The sequence below is a fragment of the Cobetia sp. Dlab-2-AX genome, from assembly GCF_024124625.1.
GTDB lineage: Bacteria > Pseudomonadota > Gammaproteobacteria > Pseudomonadales > Halomonadaceae > Cobetia.
The window spans coordinates 47,165-68,216 of record NZ_JAMXRV010000006.1 but is presented as its reverse complement, the minus strand read 5'-3'; the positions used below and the strand labels follow the sequence as shown (position 1 = coordinate 68,216).

13 protein-coding genes are annotated in these 21,052 nt (G+C 61.2%); 5 read left to right on the top strand and 8 right to left on the bottom strand.

The window, feature by feature from the left end; genetic code table 11:
• Positions 1-29: 29 nt before the first annotated feature.
• A complete protein-coding gene (locus NH396_RS11370; RefSeq protein WP_253063715.1) occupies positions 30-1,934 on the bottom strand; it encodes a hypothetical protein in 1,905 nt (634 codons plus the stop codon).
• Between the two features lie 169 nt (positions 1,935-2,103).
• On the opposite strand from NH396_RS11370, the gene NH396_RS11365 reads away from it, so the two are divergent.
• The 3 genes from NH396_RS11365 to NH396_RS11355 all read left to right on the top strand — a co-directional run bounded on the left by NH396_RS11365 (position 2,104) and on the right by NH396_RS11355 (position 5,651).
• Positions 2,104-3,024, top strand: a complete 921-nt coding sequence (locus NH396_RS11365) for a ribokinase (protein WP_253063713.1) — start codon at positions 2,104-2,106, stop codon at positions 3,022-3,024.
• Between the two features lie 142 nt (positions 3,025-3,166).
• Positions 3,167-4,120, top strand: a complete 954-nt coding sequence (locus tag NH396_RS11360) for a nucleoside hydrolase (protein WP_253063711.1) — start codon at positions 3,167-3,169, stop codon at positions 4,118-4,120.
• A 376-nt stretch (positions 4,121-4,496) separates the two neighbouring features.
• A complete protein-coding gene (locus tag NH396_RS11355; protein ID WP_253063709.1) occupies positions 4,497-5,651 on the top strand; it encodes a bifunctional nicotinamide-nucleotide adenylyltransferase/Nudix hydroxylase in 1,155 nt (384 codons plus the stop codon).
• 102 nt (positions 5,652-5,753) lie between these two features.
• On the opposite strand, the gene NH396_RS11350 is transcribed toward NH396_RS11355, so the two are convergent.
• Positions 5,754-6,686, bottom strand: a complete 933-nt coding sequence (locus tag NH396_RS11350) for a LysR substrate-binding domain-containing protein (RefSeq protein ID WP_054556694.1) — start codon at positions 6,684-6,686, stop codon at positions 5,754-5,756.
• Positions 6,687-7,007: 321 nt separating this feature from the next.
• Between NH396_RS11350 and NH396_RS11345 the strand changes: the two genes are divergently transcribed.
• Entirely contained in the window at positions 7,008-8,417 is a 1,410-nt protein-coding gene (locus tag NH396_RS11345; protein ID WP_253064042.1) for an aspartate ammonia-lyase, read from the top strand.
• Positions 8,418-8,504: 87 nt separating this feature from the next.
• On the opposite strand, the gene NH396_RS11340 is transcribed toward NH396_RS11345, so the two are convergent.
• The 4 genes from NH396_RS11340 to NH396_RS11325 all read right to left on the bottom strand — a co-directional run bounded on the left by NH396_RS11340 (position 8,505) and on the right by NH396_RS11325 (position 14,657).
• The gene (locus tag NH396_RS11340; RefSeq protein ID WP_253063707.1) at positions 8,505-10,394 is read right to left on the bottom strand and encodes a protein kinase; all 1,890 of its coding nucleotides are present in this window, start codon (positions 10,392-10,394) and stop codon (positions 8,505-8,507) included.
• Between the two features lie 40 nt (positions 10,395-10,434).
• Positions 10,435-12,246 carry a dihydrolipoyllysine-residue acetyltransferase gene (locus tag NH396_RS11335; RefSeq protein ID WP_253063705.1) on the bottom strand — a complete coding sequence of 604 codons (1,812 nt, stop codon included), beginning with the start codon at positions 12,244-12,246 and terminating at the stop codon, positions 10,435-10,437.
• 21 nt (positions 12,247-12,267) lie between these two features.
• The gene (locus NH396_RS11330; RefSeq protein ID WP_213113805.1) at positions 12,268-13,236 is read right to left on the bottom strand and encodes an alpha-ketoacid dehydrogenase subunit beta; all 969 of its coding nucleotides are present in this window, start codon (positions 13,234-13,236) and stop codon (positions 12,268-12,270) included.
• A 149-nt stretch (positions 13,237-13,385) separates the two neighbouring features.
• A complete protein-coding gene (locus NH396_RS11325; RefSeq protein WP_253064041.1) occupies positions 13,386-14,657 on the bottom strand; it encodes a thiamine pyrophosphate-dependent dehydrogenase E1 component subunit alpha in 1,272 nt (423 codons plus the stop codon).
• A gap of 618 nt (positions 14,658-15,275) precedes the next feature.
• Here NH396_RS11325 and NH396_RS11320 point away from each other — a divergent pair.
• On the top strand, positions 15,276-16,532 hold the full coding sequence (locus tag NH396_RS11320) for a dicarboxylate/amino acid:cation symporter (protein ID WP_253063703.1): 1,257 nt from the start codon (positions 15,276-15,278) through the stop codon (positions 16,530-16,532).
• Positions 16,533-16,685: 153 nt separating this feature from the next.
• Here NH396_RS11320 and NH396_RS11315 read toward each other — a convergent pair whose 3' ends face one another.
• Complete coding sequence (locus tag NH396_RS11315; RefSeq protein WP_253063701.1) at positions 16,686-18,350, bottom strand: AMP-binding protein; 1,665 nt, start codon at positions 18,348-18,350, stop codon at positions 16,686-16,688.
• 559 nt (positions 18,351-18,909) lie between these two features.
• On the bottom strand, positions 18,910-20,643 hold the full coding sequence (locus NH396_RS11310; protein WP_253063699.1) for a BCCT family transporter: 1,734 nt from the start codon (positions 20,641-20,643) through the stop codon (positions 18,910-18,912).
• Between the last annotated feature and the right edge of the window lie 409 nt (positions 20,644-21,052).

Here is a 21,052-nt window from a genome sequence, read left to right as displayed (position 1 = left end):
GTCGGGGGCTTTTTCGTGAGTGGTCAGCATCAACGGATGCGGATATGCATGCCCGCCGCCTTGAGGGCATTGCCTTCAGTGTCCCACGACACCACACGACCACGAGAGCTCAACAGTACCCACCGGGTGCCGATCGCTCGCTCTTCACCCTCCTTGTCGTCGTCCTCTAGCGCACCTCCCTTCTGCACACCGCCAGCCTCGCTTGTCCCGACTTCCATGCCTGCTTCGTTCATTCCCATCGCCTCGATCTGCTGAAGGTCCTCTTCCTGCGGCGCACGCATCCGGTACTGGCACTCAAAGCTTTCGCCATAGGTAGTGATGATCTTGTGCCTGATCGCATGTACCTGCTCGAGATCCTCCGGGTGAATCAAGCGATCGAAGTCCATTTCGCGCATTGCCAACGGCTCGTGGCCCGAAGCGCCGAGCATCTTCCAGAGATTGGGATGGATGCGCACGATGCGTTCAGGAATGTCCATTTCCCACAGGCTATCGCCGCTTGCTTCGAGGGAATCCAGCAGGCGACGCTCGCTGGACTGCAATTCCTTCTGGGTCTGGCGCAGCCGCTGATACATCTCTTCGGCGGTGGCGTTGGCATCATCCAGCTCGACGATGCCACTGCTGCCCACGGACTCGACCTCCGCGCCCATGCCGATGCGATGCAGTCGTTCACGCAGCTCGGCCAGCGGCACCGAAAGGCGACGGCTGATGTGATGCGTGCGCCAGCTCATGAGAATGAAGAAGGCGAAATAGAACAGGATCAGGCCACCGACCAGCGCCATGCCGACCAGCTGGAAGTTGCGTCCGATCTCGGCGGTACGGAAGAAGACTGCGCTCTCCTCGACCATGCTCAACATGATCCAGCCGTTGCCCGGCAAGCGCTCCCACGCCACCTTGTAGGGCGCCCCCGCCACATTGACGCTCTCCAGGCCACGACGCTGCTCGAGGATACGGGGCGCGAGCCCCTTGAAGACATCATGACCTTTCAGGTCCAACTGGGCGGGCCGAATGACATCCTCTTCCTGGAGGTCATTGGCATCGGGAATTTCCAGCGGCAGCAGCGACAACAACTGCTCACCGGCCCGCGGGACGGCGAGTGAGCGTCCCTCGGCATCGAAAAGCATCGCAAAGCCCTGCCAGGGCAGCTCCATCGCCAGCACCTGATTGACGATCACGTCCAGGGTCATGTCGACGCCGGCGACGCCGAGAAACTCGCCTTGCTTGGAATAGAAGGGACTGACGGCCGACGTCATCCAGCCATTGCCGGCCGGGTCTTCGTAGATGTCGGTCCAGATGGTGTTTCGCGAGGGATTTGCCTCTGGCGCGGCCAGATAGAAGAAGGAGAAATCACGACAATCGTGGTCGGCTGGCACCAGCGAGGCCAGATCGACATAGGGGAAAAGGCGGACATAGCAGTCGGCCATCGTGGTGAAGGACTGCACCACGGCCGAGTGCGAGGACACGACACTGCGCATGATCGGGTCGACCGCCGTCATGCGCAGCGCCAGGGGAATGTCCTGCTCGAAGTCTGGCAAGGCGGGATAGAAGCCGCTGCCCTGATTGTCCGCCGTCTGCTGACTGGCCCAGACACCGCTGGGCAGGCTTGCGTGACGGGCAATTTCGCGAGCCGTTACCCCAGAGCTGGCATCGCCCATGGCCAGCTCGCCAGCCTGAACACCGAGCCCGCGCGACAGGTTCTGGACATGCTCCAGCTGCCGGCTGAGTGATTTGGCCTCCCGTAGCATTGCCAAATTGAGCTCACTGCTCGACTGGGATTGCAGGTAATTGAGGTTGGCATCCCGAATCTCGTCATTGGACACGAAATACACCGCCACCAGGGCGGTCTCGACCAACAGCAATGGAATCATGGTACTGGTGAAGAGTGCTCGCCAGACCCACTTCTTGATCGTGACGGCGGGTTGCTTCGACTCCGACATGGGCGACTATCCTGAATCCAGCGAGATGCGGGCAGTATGCACTTTCTCTTGCGTTCCAAAAGGCTAATAGCTTCAACGCTTAATCATGACCAAAAGGTCAGACCTTGGTGATACGACTGGGGACAGGCGGCCAAGGCTTTGCTAGGATGCTCGCCCCCAAGGAGGCTGCATGCTTTACAACTACGGTTCTATCAATATCGATCACGTCTATCGGGTACCTCACCTGGTACGACCGGGTGAAACCCTGGCGAGTCTCTCCTACCGTCAGGTACTGGGTGGCAAGGGTGCCAACCAGTCGCTCGCGCTTGCGCGCGCCGGAGGCGACGTCACGCACTGGGGCCGCCTTGGCAACAGTGATCGCTGGGCACTTGAGCCGCTGGAAAGCGCCGGTGTCATCACCTCGCAGGTCGAGCTGAGCGCCAGCGCCAGTGGCCACGCCATCATCCAGGTGGACGACCACGCCGAGAACAGCATCATTCTGCATCCGGGTGCCAATCACGGTTTCACCGATGAGCATCTCGCGACGCTGTTCTCCGGCGTGACACAGGGAGATTGGCTGCTGCTGCAAAATGAGTGCAACGCACTGGGCAAGGTCATCGAATTGGCACATGCCAAGGGCATGAAGATCGCCTTCAATCCGGCCCCGATGGGGGCTGATGTCCTGCGCCTGCCGCTGGAACACTGCCAGGTGCTGTTCCTCAATCGTGGTGAAGCGGCACAGCTGGTCGAGCTGGAAGAGAGTGCGCCTGTCGCCACCCTGCTCGCCGCGCTGCACACTCGTCTGCCTGACACCGAAGTGGTCATGACTCTGGGCAGTGAAGGCGTCTGCTACCAGTTGGGGGAACAGCACATCCAGCTGCCGGCGCATCGCGTCAATGCCGTGGACACCACCGCGGCGGGCGACACCTTCATCGGCTATTACCTGGCAAGCCAGATCGAAGGCCAGAGCATCGAAGAAAGCCTGCGTCGTGCCAGTACCGCCTCTGCCCTGTGCGTGAGCCGCGAAGGCGCAGCGCCGAGCATTCCGCTGGCCAGTGATGTCGCCGCTGCCCTGGCCGAATGGCCGACACTCGACGTCCTGAGCAACTGAGTCTTCGAGCAACAAGTCTCTGAACGACTGAACTACCTGCACGGGGCACTACCACGTGGCCCGTGCCGTGCCCGTGTCACCTCATGGGCGCCCTGTTGGCGTAACGCCCTCTATTGCAGGTCACTTCTTTCACGAGGTCAGCATGAAAACACCGATTATCTTTGATACCGATCCGGGCGTGGATGATGCCCAGGCGATTGCCATCTGTCTGGCGCATCCGGACATCGAATTCCTCGGCATGACCACCACCTTCGGCAACGTTACCATCGAAACGGCCACCTCCAACGCCCTGCTGCTGGGCGAACTGGCGGGCCAGGAGATTCCGGTCGCCCAGGGCGCTGCCCAGCCGCTGGTCAAGGACAAGTTCCCGGCGCCGGCGCACATCCACGGCGCCAATGGTCTCGGCAACATGGAGATCCCGGAGCCCAAGGGCAAGGCGCTGTCCATCAGCGCACCGCAGTTCATCGTCGAGCAGGTCAATGCGCGTCCGGGCGAGATCACCCTCGTCGCCGTCGGCCCGCTGGGCAATCTGGCCACCGCACTGCAGCTGGACCCGAGCATCATCAGCAAGGTCAAGCAGGTCGTCATCATGGGCGGCTCCATCCGTGAAGGCGGCAACGTCTCACCGGTCGCCGAAGCCAACATCTTCAATGACCCGCATGCCGCCGCCAAGGTGCTGACCGCCGGCTGGCCGCTGACCATGGTCGGTCTCGATGCGACGCACCGCTGCGTGCTGTCTCCGGCCCATGTCGAGCGCATCCGCGTCGCGCAAGGCGCACTCGGCGAAGTGCTGTCCGGCAGCTATCAGTTCTACAAGGCCTTCTATCAGGAAGCGCGTGGCATCGATGGTTGCTGCCCGCACGACAGCTGCGCCCTCGCCTGGCTGATGAAGCCGGAGCTGTTCACTACCGAGCGCGGCCACCTGAATGTCGAAGTCGAAGGCCTGGCCGAAGGTCAGACGCTGTTCGCGCCTGAGGGTCGCGAATTCCTCGGCAACCAGTGGTCCCAGACGCCGCTGGTCGACGTCTGCCTCAATGCCCAGGGCGACAAGGTCGTCGAGTGGATCACCGACGTGCTGACCGCCAAGGCGTCCTGATCCGGCGCCCGGCAGGCCCGCCTGGGTCTGCCATCGGGCTTACCATCAAACCGAGCCAACGCCCGCCAGCAATGACGCTGACGGGTGTTGGCTCGGTTTGTGCATTCGCGCTTGTTCACCTTCCCCTATCCTTACCTCTTCTCCTCTTCGGCGTCTCTCCTTTTACCGCAACTGCCTTCCCACCCCGAACACCGAGAGGTACCTGAGTTATGGATAATCTTTCAGCAAGATAACGGGATAAACTTTTGAATACCCCTTACCAGACGAGAGTGAATGGCGAGCCGTTCGGCGCATGCACATAATCTGATACGCTAGCGGAATCTCACTGGGCAAGCGCCTCATACGCCGCCCCATCCTGCCTGCCACGGAGCTCATCATGCCTTCGACGACAACGTTGCCCTCTGCCCCCGCTGCAACGCTTCGCACTCAGGATTCTCCCGCGATCGCCGACACCCAGTATGACTGCCTGGTCTTCATCGGTCGCTTCCAGCCCATGCACCATGGCCATGTTGCCGTGATGGAAGAGGCCCTGCGCCTCGCGCGGCAGGTCATCGTGCTGGTCGGTTCTGCCTGGCAGGCACGTTCACTGCGCAACCCGTTCACCTTCTCTGAACGTACGCGCATGATCCGCAGCTGCTTTGACGATGCCGACAATGCGCGCCTGGAAATCGTGCCGTTGCTGGATGCCCTCTACAACGACGATGTCTGGGTACGTGATGTGCAGCGCAAGGTACGCGATATCGCGCGTCCGCAGGCCAATCGAATGCCGAGAATCGCACTGATCGGTGCCAATCGTCGTGACAGCAACAGCCAGTCAAGCTACTACCTGAGCCTCTTTCCGCAGTGGGAGTCAGTGGCGGTGCCACTGCGCGAGGGGATGGAGGCCAGCCGTATTCGTGAGGTCATCTTCACCGAGCGCGCCCGCGCCGAGGATTGGCTGGACAACGAGGGACGTGAGCTTCTGCCACCGCCGGTGGCTCAGCACCTGCATGGCTTCCTGGAGGAGACCGCGTGGCAAGGGCTGGTCGAGGAACGTCGCCTGCTGGAGCAATATCGCGCCGCCTGGAGCGATGCGCCCTACCCGCCACTGTTCATCACGGTCAACGCCGTGGTGGTGCAGTCCGGCCATGTGCTGCTCACCACGCGTCGCGCGGCGCCCGGCAAGGGGCTTTATGCCCTGCCTGGCGGCTTCGTGCAACCCCAGGAGCGCCTGCTGGATGCCTGCCTACGTGAGCTCAAGGAACGTGTACGCCTCAAGGTGCCGGAACCAGTCCTGCGTGGCTCTCTGCGCGGTCAGCGTCTGTTTGACGCGCCGCATCGCAGCTGGCGCGGACGCACCCTGACTGAGGCCTTCTACTTCGCCCTGCGACCGGAGCAGCAGCTACCCAAGCTCAGAAGCGGCGGTGGGGAGAACGAGGAGCAGGCACGCTGGGTCGCTTTGGCGGACCTGGAGCCGGACACCCTCTTCGAGGATCATTTCTACATCATTCAGAACTTCCTGGGCCTACATGCGGGCCAGAGCGGTTTCTGACGGCTGGAATGTGGTTCACACACGAAAACGGCAGCCCAGTGGGCTGCCGTTTTCGGTCAAGAGACACGCAGGTCTACTAAACCAGCAATACACCGGTAAGGCTCAGGCTTCGAGGAAGTCGCGCGGCAGGTTCATCAGCTGTTTCCACAGCTTGTCGATGCCGGGCTTGTGGACCAGCGAACACCGATAGAGACGAATCTCCAGCGGGATATCCCACGCCTCGTTTCCCGCGCGCACCAGCTTGCCGCTTTCCAGCTCATCGCGAATGCAGAAATCCGGTATCCACGCCATGCCGACGCCCTGCAGGGCCATGCCCTTGAGGCCCTCGGCCATCGCCATCTCATAGACGGTGCGCAGGCGCAGGCGCAGCGGATCATTCTTCAAAAGCATCTTCACGCTGCGACCCAGAAATGCCCCCTGGGTATAGGACAGCAAGGGAATCGCATCCTGGCTGGTCTCGCTCTGCCCGGTCAGCGGGAAGCGGGGCTCGCCATTCTCCAGCGGCACGCACACCGGCAGCATGTTGACCTTGGCGACCGAGAAGGATGGGAAGGCCTCGGCGTCCAGCTGCATGCTGGCGTAAGGGTCGTAATAGGCGAGCATCAAGTCGCAGTTGCCTTCGCGCAGCGAGTGAATGGCGTCGCCGACATTCATCGCGGAAAGGCGTGTCGGCAGCTCCCCCAGGCCCTGCTGGAGACGCGAGATCCACTTGGGGAAGAAGGCCAGCGCCAGCGAATGCGCGGCCGCGATATCCAGGGTCTCGTTGGCCATGCCCAGCCCGCGCAGGTGGGCGAGACACTCTGACAGCTGCTCTGTCAGGTTGCGCGCGGTGACCAGGAACAACTGGCCCTCCGGCGTCAGACTGACCGGGGTCGTCGAGCGGTCGACCAGCGTAGTGCCCACGGCCTGTTCAAGCGCACGGATGCGGCGACTGAACGCAGGCTGGGTAACGTGTCGCAGGCGAGCCGAGGTGGAGAAGCTGCGGGTATTGGATAGCGCAACGAAATCTTCCAACCACTTAGTTTCCAGGTTCACCCGAACTCCCAAAAATGTCGAACATGCCCGGGCGAGGCTTGCCTGGCCGGTCATGCAAGGTCTTGTCATGGAGAATGGTGCGTCGCGGCGCACCACCACCTTCGTCTTATGCGTTTGACGTATACGGCAGCGTTGAATGGCATTGGCCGCCGAGGGGCTGCGCTGGTTACCCTTGTCCACCTAGCCGCCATTCAAGCGCCACAGTGTACTTCAGCCAGGAGTTCCGCCCAAGTGAACCATCTCTCGGAAACCCCCATCGCCGCCAATGCCACCCCGGCAACTTCCACGCCGGCCGACTTGAGCCATGCCGAGCGTGAGGCACTGGCCAACGGCTTCCGACTTGAAAAGGATCTCCTCGGGCGCGAGCCGGTGCCGGCTGACGCCTACTATGGTGTGCAGACCCAGCGCGCGCTGAACAACTTCCACCTGTCCGGTGTGCCGCTGTCGCACTTCCCGCGTCTTGTCGAAGGTCTCGCGCTGGTCAAGGCCGCCGCCGCCGAAGCCAACCATGCGCTGGGCTATCTCGAGACACGCGAGCACGATGCCATTCAGCACGCGTGTGCACGTCTGATGAATGGCGATCATCACGATCAGTTCGTGGTCGACATGATCCAGGGCGGTGCCGGCACCTCGACCAACATGAATGCCAACGAAGTGATCGCCAATCTTGGCCTGGAATTCCTCGGCTACGAGAAAGGGGATTACCAGCAGCTGCACCCCAACAATCACGTCAACATGGCGCAGTCCACCAACGACGCCTACCCGACCGCCATCCGTGTCGGCCTGCTGCGCAGCCACTCGATGCTGGTGGACGCGCTGAGCGAACTGGCCAATGCCTTCGCCACCAAGGCGCTGGAATTCGATGACGTGGTCAAGATGGGCCGCACCCAGCTGCAGGACGCGGTGCCGATGACGCTGGGTCAGGAATTCCGCGCCTTCGCCAACACTTTGCGTGAAGACGTCGACCGCATTGCCAACCTCAATGAGTTGCTCAAGGAGGTCAATCTGGGCGGGACCGCGATCGGCACCGGCATCAATGCCGACCCGCGCTACAGCGCACTGGCGATCGAGGCTCTGGCGCGTCGTTCCGGCATCGACTTCCGTCCTGCGTCGGACCTGGTCGAGGCCACCAGCGACATGGGTGCCTTCGTGCTGTTCCACGGCATGCTCAAACGCCTGGCGGTCAAGCTGTCCAAGATCTGCAACGATCTGCGCCTGCTGTCTTCAGGCCCACGCACCGGCTTCAACGAGATCAACCTGCCGCCTCAGCAGCCGGGCAGCTCGATCATGCCGGGCAAGGTCAACCCGGTGATTCCGGAAGCCGTCAATCAGGTCGCCTTCGATGTCATCGGCAACGACACCGCGCTGACCATGGCGGCGGAAGCCGGCCAGCTGCAGCTCAACGTGATGGAGCCGCTGATCGCCTACAAGCTGCTCGACTCCATCCGCCAGCTGAGCCGCGCCATGACCATGCTCAAGAATCGCTGTGTGATCGGCATCACCGCCAACCGCGATCGCTGTGCCGAGCTGGTCAACAACTCCATTGGCCTGATCACCGCACTCAACCCGTATATCGGCTATGACAATGCCACTCGTATCGCGAAGGAAGCCCTGACCAGCGGGCGCAGCGTGCTGGAACTGGTGCGCGAGGAAGGCCTGCTGGATGAAGCTCGCCTGGAGGCACTGCTGTCCCCGGGGGCCATGACGCGCCCACGCCAGATGAAGGACTGAGTGGTCCTGGGAACCTGAAAGCAACTCGATAGCATGTCAATGATGAAACCCGCCCAAGCAATTGCTTAGGCGGGTTTTTGTTTGGGTCTACACAGCACGCGGATCCCGCGGATAGAAGCGTTCGGGTTGTGCCTCGATATGATCGAAATGCTTGGTGTTCTTATAGGGCATCTTCATGAAGCCGGATATTCCCAGCCCCGAGATCAGCGGCACGGCATCGAGAATGTCCGCCAGCAGACGCGCGAATTCCTGCTCTCGCGAGGGGTCCAGCAGCCGATAGTAACTGTGAATCTTGAGGTGGTGTGGCAGGGCTTCGAAGATCAACATGCCGGTGTGGTGGATGGCATTGAGTGACTCCAATGCCTTCAATATCTCCTCGGGCAGCACCAGCAGTTCCTCAGGGTCCGGTCCGTCCTCGAAGTAGGAGTGCACACGCGAGTCATCTTCAAGCTCCGGCACCGCGCTTACCTCATAGCTCAAACGAGGTCTGGCCTCGCCGTCTGCCGTCGGCGCGAAGACGAAGGCGGCCTCCGGGTCTTCCCGCTCCAGATGCAGGGTATCGCGGGCATTGAACAGACACGCCTTGAACACGCCCCGGCGATAGATGGCACGCGCCAGAGCGACCATGTTGTTGATCGCGACGACGAAGGCGGCCTTCAGGGCAGGGTCATGCAGGTGCAGCGCGGTATCCACGAAGATGCCTTGCGGCTCCCAGCGAATCGCCAGACCGCCGACGATCGGGTATTTGCCCAGACGACTGACCGCGGCCAGGAAGGCTTTTTCGGTGCCTCCCATGCCTTGCATGAAGTTCTTGTAGTAACGATCCAGCTGGACATCATTGACGGCGTTCAGCGCGTTGCCAGCGTGTTCACCGGACTCGTCTGTCTCGAAGGCCTCACGCAGGAAGGATTTGCGCGAGGTATAGACAACCGTGTCGATCTCCCGCGTTGCCGGCCTCACCCAGACCGGCAGCAGAGACTGTGGCGGCTCGAGAGGCAATTCCGGCATTACCAGCCGCGAGATCCTGCCCATCTCGCGCAGGAAATAGTCGCCGGCCTGCATACGCAGCTGCGGGTCATCCGCCAGCATGCCGTCAAGCAGACGCGCGAATTCCCGCGGCAACCCCAGCGACACCGCCGGGATGGCGCGCACGCCGAAGCGACACGATTGCCCAGAAGCCAGGGCGTAAAGAGTGGCGGCCACACCCTGCTCATCAAAGCGCGGCGAGGACAGCGCTCCATTGAGCTGCTCCTCACCGATGAAATAGACATCGCCCAGGCGCGCATTGGTCTGTTGCAGGTTATCCGACATCAGCTGCATCACGTTGGTGGTAATGAACTGCTGATGTTCATCGAGCTGAGCGAACACCGAACTGCCCCAGTCGATCAATGCCACCTGCTCCCGCTCGACATCGAAGACCAGATTCGACGGCTTGATGTCGCCATGCACGACCGGTGGCGTGCCTCCCCCTGTCGATGTCCCGCGCAGCGACTTGAGGATGTCGGCCAGCTGGCTGGCGATCTTGACCACCAGACGCGGCGACATGCGCCCATGACGCAGCGAATATTCCTCGAGATTGATGCCCGGTGCACGCTGCATGACCAGAATCGACTGCCGCCGTACCCGCTGATAGCTGATCAGACGCGGAATCAGCGGGTGGGCAACCTGGTCGAGCATGTAGGCCTCTTCCTCCAGGCGGTCCTGCAGTGCCTGGGGCAGAGTCACCCGCGTGAACTTGAAGACGTGCTCTTCACGCGTGCGCCGGTCTTCGCCCAGGCGCCAGCCCGCGAACACGAAACCGTAAGCGCCCTTGCCAACCAGATGGATATCCCGGTATCCAAGCCCCTCGAGCTGGGTGATACACAGCGCCACCCAATCCTTGAGCTTCTTGGCATCATGATGCGAGAGCAGGTAGATCGACTGCTCTTCCGGGATATAGAACTGTTGCAGGCGCTCGTGGGCGCGCGCATCACTCATGCAGGATGCTCTCTAGCCGGCCCCTGGATCAGACAGCGCCTCATGACAGCGACAGCAACATTTCGTCAGGGTGCTCCAGATAGTGTTTCCACAGATTGCTGAAGCGCGCGATGGTTCCGCCATCGATGATGCGATGATCTCCCGCCCAGGTGATGGTCATGATGTCACGCGCACAGACATTGCCCTCGTCATCGAAGCGCGGCAGACGCTGAGTGCGCCCCAGCGCGACGATGGCGACCTCCGGCTGGTTGATGATTGGCGCGGCATAGGTGCCGCCCAGCGCACCGATATTGGAGATCGACAAGGTGCCGCCCTTGAGATCCGCCTGGGCAACGCGCCCGCTGCGCGCAGCCTCGGTCAGCCGCCCGACCTCACGCGCGATCTCGAGAATGCTCAGGCGTTCGACGCTCTTCACGTTCGGGACCATCAGTCCGCTGGCGCTGTCCACCGCCATGCCGATGTTGCAGGTGCCCTGGTAGAGAATCTCGCTTTCATCCTCACTGAGGCGCGCATTGAGAATCGGCTCCTCGATGACCGCCAGCGCCATGGCCTTCATGATGAACGGCATCAGGGTCAGGCGAATGCCCTGCTGCTCGGCGCGTACCTTGAGGCGAGCCCGCAACGCCAGCAGGTCGGTGATATCGAGCTCATCGCCATAATGGAAATGCGGGATCTGCGTGCTGGCCTGTACCATGCGCCGAGCCATCACCGCCGCGACCCCCTTGAGCGGTACCGCTTTTGACTCAAGGCGTGACGACCTCTCCTCGTGACTGGCCACAGCACACGCTTCGGCAGCTGCCTTGTCGGTCTCGACAGCCTCACCGACCTTGTGAGCATCATCAGGCACGAGGTCAGTCTCGCGAGCCTCGGATTGCTTGAGATAAGCCAGCACATCTTCCTTCAGCACCCGCCCGTTACGCCCCGAGCCAGCAATGGCCTGGAGTTCGAGCTGATGCTCGCGCAACAGGCGGCGCACGGCAGGGGTCGCGGGTATGCGAGGCCGGCTCTCCCCATGACTCCCGTCTTGCCCACTCTTTTTGTCGCTCTTGTCGTCGCCCTCCTGGCGGTGCTCCGCCAGATACTCTGGCTGAGCCTGCTTGCGCTCAGGCACGGTGACTTCACTCTCAGTGCTCTCAGCGCTTTCAGCCTCTGCCTCTTCATCAGGCACATAGGCATAAAGCGGCGTATGCACCCGAGCATTCTCGCCCTGGGCGTAATGGAAGCGCACGATACGTCCGGGCTCCGAGGCGGTGATCTCGACCAGCGCCTTGTCGGTCATCACATCCACGATCGTCTGGTCTTCTTCCACCGTGTCGCCTTCCGCGACGTGCCAGGTGACCACCTCACATTCGACGATGCCTTCACCGATATCCGGCAGGATGAAATCACGCGAGCGTCGTTCAAGGGCCGCGGCTGTCTGTGTGCTAGCTGCGCCATTGCTGGCTGGTTTGGCAGACGCTGACGCAGCCACATCCGACTGACTGCTGGCCGCCTGGCTGGCGGCTGACTGAGTCGGTGCCGTCGAGCGAGCAGGTGCTGCAACCGTCATGACATCGCCGGCGTGATCATCCTCGCGCTCGCCGTGTCCGGTCTTCTCGCTATCACTATCACTGCCAACGCCGTCATCCACCGCAAACAGCGGCGCATGGACACGGGCAATCTCGCCTTCCTGACAGTAAAGCTTGACCACAGTACCGGCGTGGGGCGCGGGGATCTCTACCAACGCCTTGTCTGTCATGACCTCGGCCACCGGCTGATCTTCCTCGATCACGTCGCCTTCCTTGATCAACCACTTGACCAGCTCGCACTCGACAATGCCTTCGCCGATATCGGGCAGGATGAAATCATTCATGGCGCGCATCACTCCCTGTCATCAGTAATTCAAGCTTTGCTTGATGGCCTCGTAGATCTTGAGCTCGTCCGGCAGATGCTCCTTCTCGAGCACCAGCGGGAACGGCGTATCAAGGCCAGTGACGCGCCGGATCGGTGCCTCGAGATACAGGAAACAACGCTCCTGCACGGTGGCGGCGATCTCGCTGGCAAAGCCTCCCGTCAGCGGGGCTTCATGACTGACCACCAGACGACCGGTCTTGAGCACCGAGTCACACACCGTCTCGATATCCCAGGGCAGAATGCTGCGCAGGTCGATGATCTCGCAGTCGATGCCATCCTGCTCGGCAAGCGCAGCGGCCTTCTCGATGACTTCCATCTGAGCGCCCCAGCCGAGCAGCGTGATATCGCGGCCTTCACGAATGACATCGGCCACGCCCAGGGGCAGTTCATAATCGGCTTCTGGTACCTCGCCTACCGAGGCGCGATAGAGCCGCTTGGGCTCCATGAACAGCACCGGATTGGGATCACGAATCGCTGCCAGCAGAAGGCCCTTGGCCTGGTGCGGGTTGCGTGGGATCACAATCTTGAGGCCCGGAGTATGCGCGAAATACGCCTCGGGCGACTGGGAGTGATAGAGCCCACCTGCGATGCCGCCACCATAGGGCGTGCGAATCGTCAGGCCGCCGACATCGAACAGATCACCGGAGCGGTAGCGGAACTTGGCCGCCTCGTTCACGATCTGGTCAAAGGCGGGGAAGATGTAGTCGGCGAACTGGATCTCGGCCACCGGCGTCGCCCCCTGTGCCGCCAGCCCGTTGGCGAACCCGATGATGCCCTGCTCGGTGAGTGGCGTATTGAAGCAGCGCTCTCGACCGTATTTGTCCTGCAGGTGGCTGGTAGCTCGGAAGACGCCGCCAAATACCCCGACATCCTCCCCGAACAACACCACACGGGGATTGGCGGCCATGGCAATATCCAACGCATTGTTGATCGCCTGCAGCATGTTCATCTGTTTCTTGCCCGAGGCCGAGACCGCTGCATCCTTGCTGCCAGGCGCGGCAGACGCTTCTTTCGCCGCTGAACCCGCCGCAGCTGAGTCGCTTGTAGCTGAATCTGTCACTGGCGTTTTCTCCAACGGCTGTTCACTCATCTGCTCGCTCATGATGTCTGGCCTCCATCCACACGCTGATGGCGTTCCTGATACACCTTGCGGCTGTCTTCCAGCTCCTGTGCTGTGAATCCCATGCTGGCGGCGCCTTTGGGGTAGGCGTGCGGGTACTTGCGAATATGTTGTTTCACGTCTTCGAGCTGCTGTGTGAGCAACGGCGTCGGCGTGTCGTAGACATCACTGATCAGCGTGTCCAGCGCCGGTGGCGCCAGTTTCTCGGCGCGCTTCATGGACTCAAGCACTTCGCGACGCAGTTGATCACCAGTGGCCTTTTCCTCCTCTTCGCTCCACCAGCCTTGTGCCTCCAGCCAGTTGCGCATGCGCAGAATGGGGTCCTTGTCGCGCCAGATGGCCTCCTCCTTCTTGCTGCGATACCCGGAGGGATCATCCGATGAGGAGTGAGCCGCCAGACGGTAGGTCATCGCCTCGATCAATACCGGCTGATGGGTCTCGACCGCGATCTTGCGCGCCGCCAGGGTGGCTTCGTAGACGGCGATCACGTCATTGCCATCCACCCGGATGCTCTGCATGTGATAGCCGAAGGCGCGGGGCGCGATGCCATCAGCGGCGAATTGCTCGCATGACGGGGTGGAAATGGCATAGCCATTGTTGCGACACAGGAAGATGCACGGCACCCGATGCACGGAGGCCATGTTGAGGGCGGCATGAAAATCGCCCTCGGAGGCGGCCCCTTCACCGAAGATGGTGATGGTGCACTGCCCCTTGCCCGCCAGCTTCTGACCGTAGGCATAGCCGGTCGCCTGGGGGATCTGGGTTGCCAGCGGCGAAGAGATGGTCATGTAGTGCAGGTCACGCGACCCATAGTGGATCGGCATCTGACGGCCCTTGCCGTAGTCGCGCTCGTTGCCGAACATCTGGTTCATGAATTCGTCACAGCTGAAGCCACGCCAGGCAAGCGCACCCTGCTCACGGTATTGCGCCATGATCATGTCATCGTCCTGAAGCGCCGCCGCACTGCCGATCACCGTGGCTTCCTCACCGGTGCATTGCATGTAGAAGCTCAAGCGCCCCTGGCGCTGGGCAGCCAGCATGCGCTCATCCAGCACCCGGGTGAACAGCATCGTGCGGTAGATCTTGAGCGCCGTGTCGCGCTCGATCGGGTCGCGTTCGATCGGATCACGTTCGATAGGTGAAGCGTCCTGTGACGGCTCTCCCTGTACCTGCGACTCATCGACGGGATAAAGGGTGCCGTCCTGACGCAGGCGCTTGAAGATCGGGATGCAGAGTTCATCGCCGGTCATGAAGGCCAGATGATGCAGCACCGTCGGCCCCTGCGGCGCGATCTGGTCTGCCGTCGGCATGGCGGTCAGGTCATTCAGCTCTGGCTGTAAGCCATCGGGCGGCGCGCTCCCCGGGGAGACGGGTCCGCGTGTTGTTGTATCGGACATGCTCAGCGTCCTCTCTTACCGATCAGGCGTTTGAGGGATTACCCAGCCCTCGTGAGGCCGGGCAGGCAATGGCGTACCTTCAGGAATGTCGAACCGGAAGCTGTCGATTCGACGATGGCAACAGTGCCTACCATCAGACTAGTGGAAAGTCGCTCTGGCGGCCTATCAGTTAACGTTAACGTCAAGGTATCGCAAAGGCAGACGATATGCCTGCCTGACAACTACTTCTTTGGTGGAACCTTTTGCGGCATGGGCTCATGCGCGTTCGGCATAGAAAGCTGAATTCGCGCGTAAGAACGCTTTTTTGCGACTAAAGGTGCAGAGGGTGAGTGAAGGCTGACTGTTAATCTTCCCGCACCAAAAAAGTGCTTAATGCAGTGCGCAATCGTGACAAGGCATCGAGACGACAGACTCGGGCGCGCCCTGAGCATCATCAGCGATGATCATCGCTAGACACCTAAGGACAGTTCCATGAGTGATTCCTCCCGCCCTAACCTGTGGCGCCGTTTGCCGTTGTGGCAGAAGATCCTGGGCGGCCTCGCCCTGGGGATACTCGCTGGCGCCCTGATGGGAGAAAGCGCCAGCATGTTCAAGCCGCTGGGCGATATCTTCATCAATGCGATCAAGATGCTGATCGTACCGTTGGTCTTCAGCACCCTGGTGGTCGGTATCACCTCGATGCGTGACCCGCAGAAGATGGGCCGCATCGGCGGCAAGACCATCGCCCTCTACCTGCTGACGACCGCCTTCGCGATCGCCATCGGCATGCTGGCCTCCAGCATCTTCCAGCCGGGCAACGGTTTCACGTTCGACTTCGACAAGGCGATGGAAGCCAAGGACGCGCCTTCACTGGTGCAGATTCTGGTCGACCTGGTGCCGAGCAACCCCATCGATGCGCTGGCTAACGGCAACATCATGCAGATCATCGTCTTCGCCATCGGGATCGGCATCTCGCTGATCATGATCGGCGACAAGGGCGAGCCGGTCGTGCGCGTCTTCGACAGCTTCGCCGAAGTGATGTACAAGCTGACCGAGTTCGTGATGGCCTTCGCGCCGTTCGGTGTCTTCGGCCTGATGGCGCACGTCTCCGGCAACTACGGCCTGGATGTGCTGCTGCCGCTGGCCAAGGTGATCGGCGTGGCCTATCTGGCGAGCATCGTGCACGTACTGGTGGTCTACTCCGGCCTGTTGGCGACGCTGGGCAAGCTGAACCCGGTGCGCTATCTGCGCGGTATCGTCGATGCGCTGGTCGTGGCCTTCTCTTCGGCTTCAAGCTCCGGCACCCTGCCGATCTCCATCCGCTGCGCCCAGAAGAACCTCGGTGTCTCGGAAGGTGTCTCCGGCTTCGTGCTGCCGGTCGGCGCGACCATCAACATGGATGGCACCGCCATTTATCAGGGCGTGGTGGCACTGTTCATCGCCCAGATGACCGGGATCGAGCTGTCGATGATGGACTACGGCATGATCGTGCTGACCGGTACGCTCGCCTCCATCGGCACCGCCGGTGTACCGGGTGCCGGCTTGATCATGCTCTCCATCGTATTGAGCCAGGTAGGCCTGCCGCTGGAAGCCATCGCGGTGATCGCCGGTATCGACCGTATCCTCGACATGGCACGTACTACCGTGAATGTTGCGGGCGATCTGATGGTCACCACCCTGGTCGGCAAGTCCGAGAACGAGCTGGACCTCGAGATATATAACGCGCCCCAGCACAAGAAGGACGCCTGAAGCAGGCTCAGGCGCTCTCAACAGCGCCTGGCCTTGAAACATACATCGTAAACACGAACGCCCCGCTCAATGAGCGGGGCGTTCGTGTTTCAAGAGCAGTGTTCAGACTCCGTATTTCAGGCTGTCACCAACAGGGAGATATCAACGGCAAGGTCAGGCAGATTCCGGCGGCGAATCGCGCAGTTCACGCCTGAGCACCTTGCCAACGTTGGTCTTGGGCAGCTCATCGATGAAGACCACCTGACGTGGCACCTTGTAGCTGGCCAGCTCCTTGCGCGACCAGTCACGCAGCGCATCCGCCTCGAGCTCTGCGCCGTCCTTGAGCACGACATATAGCTTGATCGCTTCACCACTGCGCTCATCCACCACCGAGACGGCGGCCGCCTCGAGCACATCCGGGTGACGCACGATGACGTCCTCGACCTCATTGGGATACACGTTGAAGCCGGAGACGATGATCATGTCCTTCTTGCGATCGACGATGCGCATATAACCATCGTCCTGGAAGACTGCGATATCCCCTGTGCGCAGGAAGCCATCGGTAGTGAAGCTGTCCTTGGTTGCCTGCTCACGCTGCCAATACCCCTTCATCACCTGCGGCCCCTTCACGCACAGCTCGCCCGGCTCCCCCATCGCGACCAGTGCACCCTCATCGTCATACAGGCGCACCTCGGTGGAAGGCATCGGCCGACCGATGGTGCCGAGCTGAATGGCATCCAGCGGGTTGAACGACACGATCGGCGAGGTCTCGGTCATGCCGTAGCCCTCGGAGATATCGCTGCCGGTGACCCGCTTCCACTCTTCTGCCGCCTTGCGCGTCAGCGCCACGCCCCCTGAGGTGGTGATCTTGAGCTTCGAGAAATCCAGTGCCTGGAAGCCGGGGTTGTTGCACAGCGCCACGAACAACGTGTTGAGACCGACGAACATCGTGAAGTCGTGCTTTTGCAGCGTCTTGACGAAGCCCGGGATATCGCGCGGATTGGGAATCAACAGGGTGTGATTACCTTCACTGAGCATGCAGGCCAAGTGAATGGTGAAGGCGTAGATGTGATAGAGCGGCAGCGGCGCCACCAGCGTTTCGTGGCCGGGGTTCAAGCCCTGCGTCAGGGCCATCTTGCCTTGCAGCATGTTGGCGAGCAGGTTGCGGTGAGTCAGCATCGCGCCCTTGGCGACCCCGGTGGTGCCGCCGGTGTACTGCAGCACAGCGATATCATCGAGTGCCAGTGTCGGCCGTTCCCAGCGCTCGGCCTTGCCCTGCGAGATGGCCGTGCGCAGCGCAATAGCGTCAGGCAGGTGGTAACTCGGCACCAGCTTCTTGACGTGCTTGACCACGGTATTGATCAGCAGTCGCTTGAAGGCCGGGTGCATGTCGCCCAATTCACAGACCAGCACGTACTCAAGGCCAGTGCGCCCCCGCACGCGTTCGACCTTATCCGCCATGTTGGCCAGTACTACCAACGCCCGCGCGCCGGAATCATTGAATTGATGCTCCATCTCACGTTCGGTATACAGCGGATTGGTATTTACCAGCACCAGGCCTGCACGCAGCACGGCGAAGGCCACCACCGGAAACATCAGCGTATTGGGCAACTGGATGGCGACACGATCGCCCGGTTGGAGGTCGGTCTCATGCTGGAACCAGTCCGCCAGCTGACGACTGGTGGCATCCAGCTCCGCAAAGGTCATGGTGCGGTCCATGCAGGTAAAGGCAGGGCGCTCGCCATGCGCCGAGCAGGCCTTCTCCAGCATGTCCATCAGGGAGTCGTAGCCGCTGAAATCCACCTCCTGGGAAGACCGCAGGCACGACATGCCGCTCATGTCGCCTGTCGTTGCCTGTGCGCTCGAAACGTCGGGCGAGGCATTTGCCAGGCGGGCAGGCTGTGTATTCAAGTCATTAATGGAGTCGTTAGTGGACTTGCCTGACTCATCGGGTCGAGCCGCTATGGGATCATGCATGGCGTTGCTCCTTGATCAGTACGTGGGGCGCTCGGCGTCACTGCCCCCGCTACCTTGTTGTTGTAGACGTCGTTGCAAGACGTCGTAAGTCATCGTGGTGAGACGCTGCTGGGGCTCCGTCGGGTGAGTGTCAGCCTGTTGGCCCTTCACTGTCGACAGCATAGCCGCAAACCGAAGCTGCGCGCCGTTGGCGGAATCGATGGACCTGCCAGCATTGGAACATACGTACGTTTGATATTGCCTTGCGACCTTGGTGACATGCGCAGGCCTGCTCTGGAGCAGGGAAACAGCCCTGAGCCCAGGAGGTAAACGGCCCTGACCTGAAAGCGAGAAACACCGAGGCCCCTGCCCAGGGGGCAGAGGCCTCATGTCTTGCACTCCGAACGCACGCGTCAGGCGCATACGTCTGACAAACGGCAACTCAGGAGAGGTCGCGGACCTCGTTCTCGATCATCTTGCGGATGTGCTCCTCGTTCTCGATCAGCGACTCGCCATCCGCACGCAGCGATTTCAACAGCCCGAACATCATCGCGATCAGCACGAAGGTGAACGGCAAGGCGCCGGCGATCGAGGCAGCCTGCAGGGACTTGAGCGCCTGATCGCCCCCCAGCAACAGCAGGATCAAGGTCACGGCGCCCAGCATCATGCCCCAGATGATGCGTTGTTGAACCGGAGGGCGACGACCGAAGGCCAGCAGGCGTCCCAGCACCAGGGTGCCGGAATCCGCAGACGTGACGAAAAAGATGATCACCACGACCAGCGCGGCCACCTTGGCCACGGTCGCGGCGATGCCGGGTGTGAGCACATCGAACGAGTGGTAGAGGGTGCCGGCGTAGTCCCAGTTGGTGACCGCAGCCGTGTAGATGCCCATGTCGGCCCCGTACAGGGACTGATAGATCCCCGCCGAGCCGATGACACCGAACCAGACCAGCGCGACGACGGAGGGAATGACCATCACCCCGAGAATGAATTCACGAATGGTCCGGCCGCGCGAGATGCGGGCAATGAACATGCCGACGAAACCGGCCCAGGCGATCCACCAGCCCCAGTAGAAGATGGTCCAGCCACCCTGCCACACTTGCTCGTCCGGCGTGCGCGCCGTCCACAGTGTCATCGAGACGCCATCGGTGAGGTAATCCCCGAGCGCGGTGATCGAGCTCGCAATCAGATAGTTGGCGTCGCTCACCAGCAGGAAGTAGGCAAGGATGCCGAGGCAGACCCAGGTATTGAAGGTGGAAAGCAGCTTGATGCCACGTGCCACGCCGCTGGTCGCTGACAGGGTGGCAATGACGCTGATCAACACGATGGAGACCACGGTCACCATGCGCGACTTCTCTTCGATGAGGCCCAGTGACATCAGGCCGGAGCCGATCTGCTCGACGCCCAGACCGAGCGTCGTGGCGATGCCGAAAATGGTGCCGAACACGGTCAGGATATCGACGGTGTGTCCGATGGGCCCGTAGATCCGGTTGCCGATCAGCGGATAGAGAGCCGAGCGCATCGAGAGCGGCAGCCCTTTGCGGAAGGCGAAATAGGCCAGTGACAGCCCGACGATGGCATACATGGCCCAGGCGATCGTGCCCCAGTGGAAGACGGTGAGCTTGATGCCACCGGCGGCCGCTTCCGCGACGCGGCTGTCAGGCACCGGGAAGCCTTCGTCTCCCGGCATGAGACCACTCGCCAGGGCGACCTGCTTGGCCTCGAAGAAGGCGGCAACGGCCGCCTTGACGTCAGCACTCAAAAACGGATTGCCGCCGCTCCAATCACTCGCGAAATGGATCATGGGCTCGGACATCGAGAAGAACAGCATGCCTGCGCCGGTCCCGCAGCCGAACAGCATCGAGAACCAGGCAAAATTGCTGAACTCGGGACGCTCATCGTCACGCCCCAGCCGAATCTTGCCGACACGCGAACACATCACGTAAAGACAGACCACGAAGGTCGAGAACATCACCAGCACGTAGTACCAGCCCAAGGTGCTCTCTATCCAGGACTTGATGCCCAGAAACTGCTCGCTGGCCGTTTTGCCCAACAGAATCGCATAGAGAATGAAGAACACGGTCATGGTGATCGCGGTGATACCGAGCGTCGAGTTGAGTCCCTTCAGGACACCTCGCTGCTCGATGAGTGCATCCAGTTCCTTTCCTTTCAGCATGTTTCTACCTCGTGACGGGTATTTATTATCATTTTCATGATGCCGCTATCGTCGTTGATGACAGCGGTATCGTTGTTCATGACTGCGGATGCTGGGGCTCAGGGAACCTCAGCCGTCATGGAGACATTGCGGGCAGATCGCGCTCGCCTTCGGTCAGTCATGGGCGAGAATCCTGGCAGGAGACAACACCGCGGCATGTCATCTGGCTCCAGCCGATATGCGACTTTATGGGGGAAAATCCATGCTAAAGGCCACCCGCTTGCGAGACCAATAAGATCTCGACGCCGCCTGAATAAGCAGAGCTAATGCCTGAACCGACAAAAGGCTCACATTCTGGTGTCTTTGGACAAGGGTCCTATCCGAGCCGGTTCTTTCAGGGAACCTCGTTCAGGGGAACCTCATACAGACT

What these genes read in the sequence shown, in the direction of transcription:
- NH396_RS11370 (WP_253063715.1), bottom strand. Translation starts at nt 1,934, where the DNA reads ATGTCGGAGTCGAAGCAACCCGCCGTCACGATCAAGAAGTGGGTCTGG.
- NH396_RS11365 (WP_253063713.1), top strand. Translation starts at nt 2,104, where the DNA reads ATGCTTTACAACTACGGTTCTATCAATATCGATCACGTCTATCGGGTA.
- NH396_RS11360 (WP_253063711.1), top strand. Translation starts at nt 3,167, where the DNA reads ATGAAAACACCGATTATCTTTGATACCGATCCGGGCGTGGATGATGCC.
- NH396_RS11355 (WP_253063709.1), top strand. Translation starts at nt 4,497, where the DNA reads ATGCCTTCGACGACAACGTTGCCCTCTGCCCCCGCTGCAACGCTTCGC.
- NH396_RS11340 (WP_253063707.1), bottom strand. Translation starts at nt 10,394, where the DNA reads ATGAGTGATGCGCGCGCCCACGAGCGCCTGCAACAGTTCTATATCCCG.
- NH396_RS11335 (WP_253063705.1), bottom strand. Translation starts at nt 12,246, where the DNA reads ATGAATGATTTCATCCTGCCCGATATCGGCGAAGGCATTGTCGAGTGC.
- NH396_RS11330 (WP_213113805.1), bottom strand. Translation starts at nt 13,236, where the DNA reads ATGAACATGCTGCAGGCGATCAACAATGCGTTGGATATTGCCATGGCC.
- NH396_RS11325 (WP_253064041.1), bottom strand. Translation starts at nt 14,657, where the DNA reads ATGACCGGCGATGAACTCTGCATCCCGATCTTCAAGCGCCTGCGTCAG.
- NH396_RS11320 (WP_253063703.1), top strand. Translation starts at nt 15,276, where the DNA reads ATGAGTGATTCCTCCCGCCCTAACCTGTGGCGCCGTTTGCCGTTGTGG.
- NH396_RS11315 (WP_253063701.1), bottom strand. Translation starts at nt 18,350, where the DNA reads ATGAGCGGCATGTCGTGCCTGCGGTCTTCCCAGGAGGTGGATTTCAGC.
- NH396_RS11310 (WP_253063699.1), bottom strand. Translation starts at nt 20,643, where the DNA reads ATGCTGAAAGGAAAGGAACTGGATGCACTCATCGAGCAGCGAGGTGTC.